4 protein-coding genes are annotated in these 4300 nt (G+C 71.3%); 3 read left to right on the top strand and 1 reads right to left on the bottom strand.

Going from position 1 to position 4300, the window contains the following annotated elements; genetic code table 11:
- Positions 1-154 precede the first annotated feature (154 nt).
- From ACOJSN_RS03090 to ACOJSN_RS03080, 3 genes are all read left to right on the top strand, one after another.
- Positions 155-493 carry a hypothetical protein gene (locus ACOJSN_RS03090; protein WP_420111046.1) on the top strand — a complete coding sequence of 113 codons (339 nt, stop codon included), beginning with the start codon at positions 155-157 and terminating at the stop codon, positions 491-493.
- 31 nt (positions 494-524) lie between these two features.
- On the top strand, positions 525-1490 hold the full coding sequence (locus ACOJSN_RS03085) for an aminoglycoside phosphotransferase family protein (protein WP_420111045.1): 966 nt from the start codon (positions 525-527) through the stop codon (positions 1488-1490).
- Between the two features lie 185 nt (positions 1491-1675).
- Positions 1676-2860, top strand: coding sequence for an AI-2E family transporter (locus tag ACOJSN_RS03080; RefSeq protein WP_420111044.1), 1185 nt, complete (start codon positions 1676-1678; stop codon positions 2858-2860).
- A gap of 9 nt (positions 2861-2869) precedes the next feature.
- Here the strand turns inward: ACOJSN_RS03080 and ACOJSN_RS03075 are convergent.
- The coding region (locus ACOJSN_RS03075; RefSeq protein WP_420111043.1) for an OB-fold nucleic acid binding domain-containing protein at positions 2870-4300 on the bottom strand (1431 nt) is incomplete at its 5' end.

Raw genomic sequence — 4300 nt, 5'->3', positions numbered from 1 at the left:
GCCAGCACGGCTACCACAGCGGGGTCTAGCGAACCACTGATCAATTCCGTCCGGGTCCGCGCTCTCCAGACGGCTATCCACAGGTTCAGTCCCCGCTGATGGCGGCGGGTCCGCCCCGATGCCATCGTGGTCCCTCTGACGAGAGGACCGTGAGATGACGACGGAGCCCGCTGCCGAGGAGCGCAGGCGAGCGGCACAACGCCGAGACCGGTCGCTCACACTGTGGCTCTTGCTGGGATCGGCACTGCTGGCCGGCATCCTCTACGGCGGCAGTGTGATCCTGCTCGTCGCCTCGATGGATCGTGCCGTGATGGACGCAGTGCCGTATCCGATCATGGTCGCGATGCTTGTGGCCGGGGGCTGCGGTGTCGGTGTGCTCGCCGCGCTGGTGGCGAGGCTCGCCAGGCGTCGGATGCTGCCGCTGGCCATCGTCGGCTGGTTGATCGGAGTCGTCGCGGTGGCGGTGGTGCTGTGGCAGCGAGGGATGCTGTGACCCGCGGATGGTGTCGCCTAATCTGGCGCGGATGAACATCGCGATCCCGACGGCGCTCACGCAGCCAGGTGGTGCCGGCTCGACGGCGGCAGGCGCCGCCTGGCTGGAGAGCGTGCCGGCGCTCGTCGAGCGGGCGGCGCAGCGGTGGCAGCTGCAGGTGGGCGAGCCGTTCGGTGTCGGTACTGCCTCGTGGACCGCACCCGCCACCACCGCCGACGGCACGCCTGTGGTCCTCAAGATCAGCTTCCCCCACGACGAGGCTCGCTACGAAGCGGTCGCCCTCGCGTTGTGGCGCGGATCTGCCGCCGTGGAGCTCCTGGCGCACGAGGCGGACGACTGGGCGCTGCTAATGCGCCGAGCGCACCCGGGCACTCCCCTGCTGGCAACACCGGGCACTCCGGAGGAACGCATCGAGGCGTGCCTGGGTGTGCTCGCGAACCTGCATCAGGCGCCGATCGCCGATGTCGGTGTCCCGATCCTGCGCGAGGTCGCCCAGCGCTGGGTCGCGGTCGCCTCCGAGCGCGCGACCCGCTGGCACGGGCTGCTCGCCCAGCACACCGGCATCGTCACCCGCGGGATCGACCTGCTCCGGGCCTTCGCGGCCGACACCGCTGCCCCGACCGTGCTGCTGCACGGCGACCTCAACCCGGGCAACCTCATCCTCGACGACCCCGGCACACCGCACTGGCTGGCGATCGATCCGAAGCCGATGCTGGGCGACCCGGCATACGAGCTGTGGCCGGTGCTGAGCCAGATCGACGATCCTTTCGAGTACCCCGATCCAGTGGCGGTCCTGATGCCACGGCTCCTGACGGCGAGCCAGGCTCTGGCGCTGCCCGCCCGCCGGGCCGCGCTCTGGGCGTGTGCCCGCACGGTCGAGTCCGTGCTCTGGCAGCTCGACACCTGGCCCACGCCGGATCGCCAGTCCGCAGCGATGGCGTGGCTCTCCGAAGCGCAGATCTGGGCAGGGATCGCCGACACGCTGCCACCCGCCTGACCGGGTTCGTTACCAAACCGAGACCCCTGGGGCAGACTGGCACGATGAAGATGCCGACGATCCTGCGTCGTGCGTCTCGTGCCGCCCCCAGCACGACCGCGATACCGCAGCCAGAGCGCCCATCCGCCGCGCGCACGATCACCACCCGGCCGCCCTCGCGTGGCGCCACACCGAAGGTACGTCGCATGCCCGAGGGTCACATGCGGCTGGAGGAGAACGGCGACGGCGCTCCCCGCTGGATGCGCAAGGCCGCCGGGATCTCGTGGCGACTGCTGGTGATTCTCGCCGTGGTGGTCGTGCTGGTCTACGCGACGGCCCGGATCCAGATGGTGTTCGTGGCGGTGTTCCTCGCGCTGGTCTTCACCTCGGTGCTGCGCCCGCTGGTCAACCTGCTCGACCGCTGGATCCCCCGGCCGCTCGCCGTGCTCGCGTCGCTGCTCACGTCGATCCTCTTCATCGGCGGCATCGTCGCGTTCGTGGTGCAGTCCGTGCGTGGGCAGTGGCAGGACCTCTCCGAGGAGTTCAGCGCCGGCATCCAGGACCTGCTGGGTCAGCTGGAGCACCTGCCGTTCGGTCTCTCGGTGACCAATGAGCAGATCCAGCAGTGGATCACCCAGGGCGAGCAGTGGATCGAGGAGAACCAGCAGGATCTCATCAACCGGGCCGCGTCCGGTGCCGCCGAGGGGGCCGGCTCGCTGTTCGAGGTGTTCGCGATCTTGGCGATCGCGACGTTCTGCACCGTCTTCTTCCTGGCCCGCGGTTCACAGATGTGGGCGTGGTTCATCAATCAGCTTCCCGCTCGTGTGCGCGAGAAGTGGGTGGTCGGCGGCGAGGTCGCGTGGTACACGTTCTCGGGTTTCGCGCGCGGCACCGTGCTGGTGGCGTTGGCCGACGGCATCCTCGCAGCGATCATCCTCACCGTGCTGGGGGTCCCGCTCGCGGCACCGCTGGCGGTGCTCGTGTTCATCGGTGCGTTCATCCCTTTGGTGGGTGCGCCGGCCGCCATGGTGGTCGCCATGATCGTGGCGCTGGCCACACAGGGGCCATTGATCGCGATCGTCGTGGGGATCGGCATCGCGCTGATCGGCCAGTTCGAGGGCCATGTCCTACAGCCGCTGATCATGGGCAAGCAGGTCTCGCTGCACCCGGTCGCGGTCGCGCTCTCGGTCACCACCGGCACGCTCGTCGCGGGCATCCTCGGCGCCGTCATCGTCATCCCGATCGTGGCGGTGATCTGGGCGGTCTACGCCAAGCTCCACCAGCTCGACCCGCCGATGAGCACCGACGAGATGTCGGCCATCAAGACGAAGGTGATCGAGGCGCGCGAGCAGCTCGCGACCCGTCGCCCGCGCCGCGCCCGGCAGACCTGAGCCGCGGCCTCACTGGAAGTCGCGCGACCGGCTCGGCACCCGGAGGCTCAGCGCGTCGATCCGGTCGGCCATGAGGTTCGTGACGCCGTCGGCCGTCTCGACCGTGCCGCGGATCACCAGCGCCGCGCTGCCGCGGGCGACCTTGCGGTGCCGCCCCCACACCCCCGCCGAGCAGATGACGTTGAGCAGCCCGGTCTCGTCCTCGAGCGACAGGAACGTCACGCCGCGCGCGGTGCCGGGCCGCTGCCGGTGCGTGACGACGCCCGCCACCCGCACGCGCGACCCCGCCCCCGCGGCGGGCACCTCGGCGACCGGGAGCACGCCCGCCGCCGTGAGCTCCGGCCGCCGGAACTGCGTGGGGAACGAGTCGGTCGAGAGCCCGGTGGCCCAGACGTCCGCGACCGCACGGGTGACGTCGTCCATCTCGGGCAGCGCGGGCACCTCCAGCCCCGCCGCCGTGAACGGCAGCGGCTCCTGCACGTACGCGCCGTGCCGCCGCCCGCTCTCGCCCGCGAGCGCGCCGGCCAGCCACAGCGCCTCCCGCCGCGGCGACCGCAGGCTCCCCAGCGCCCCGGCGGTCGCCAGCGACTCCAGCTGCGCGGCCGTGAGCCCCACCCGGCGGGACAGGTCGGCGAGGTCGGTGAACGGGGCGCGCTCGCGCGCCGCGACCAGCCGCTCGGCCGCCTTCTCCCCGATCCCCCGCACCGGCGCCAGGCCGAGCCGGACGGCGTACGGCCGGGTCGGTCCCGTCGTCGTCCCGTCGGTGGTCCCGACCCGTTCGACGCACGCCTGCACCTGCGAGTGGGCGACGTCGGCACGCTCGACGCGCACCCCGTGCCGACCGGCGTCGGCCACGAGCGAGGCGGGCGAGTAGAAGCCCATCGGCTGCGCCGCGAGCAGCCCGGCGTAGAACGCCTCGGGGTGGTGCACCTTGAGCCACGAGCTCGCGTAGACGAGGTACGCGAACGAGAAGGCGTGCGACTCGGGGAACCCGAAGTCGGCGAACGCCCGCAGCTTCTCGAAGATCGCCTCCCCCGTCTCGGTGTCGACACCGTTGACCGCCATGCCGTCGAGCAGCCGCTGGCGGAGGGCCTCCATCCGCTCCTGCGAGCGCTTGGACCCCATCGCCCGGCGCAGCTGGTCGGCCTCGGCGGGGCTGAACCCGGCGACGTCGATCGCGATCTGCATGAGCTGCTCCTGGAACAGCGGCACCCCGAGGGTCTTTGACAGCGCGGGCTCCAGCAGCGGGTGCAGGTACGTGACCGGCTCGCGCCCGTTCTTGCGGTTGATGAACGGGTGGACGCTCTGCCCCTGGATCGGGCCGGGCCGGATGAGCGCGACCTCGACCACCAGGTCGTAGAACGTGCGCGGCCGAAGGCGCGGCAACGTCGCCATCTGCGCGCGCGACTCGACCTGGAACACGCCGACCGAGTCGGCCTC

Source organism: Pseudactinotalea sp., assembly GCF_048594945.1.
Taxonomy (GTDB): Bacteria; Actinomycetota; Actinomycetes; order Actinomycetales; family Beutenbergiaceae; genus Pseudactinotalea.
Note: the sequence above shows the minus strand (reverse complement) of the source record. Positions and strands in the feature narration are given on the sequence as shown.

Bases quoted from the DNA above. Each gene is read 5' to 3' on its own strand.
- ACOJSN_RS03080 (WP_420111044.1), top strand. From the start codon at position 1,676: ATGCCCGAGGGTCACATGCGGCTGGAGGAGAACGGCGACGGCGCTCCC.
- ACOJSN_RS03090 (WP_420111046.1), top strand. From the start codon at position 155: ATGACGACGGAGCCCGCTGCCGAGGAGCGCAGGCGAGCGGCACAACGC.
- ACOJSN_RS03085 (WP_420111045.1), top strand. From the start codon at position 525: ATGAACATCGCGATCCCGACGGCGCTCACGCAGCCAGGTGGTGCCGGC.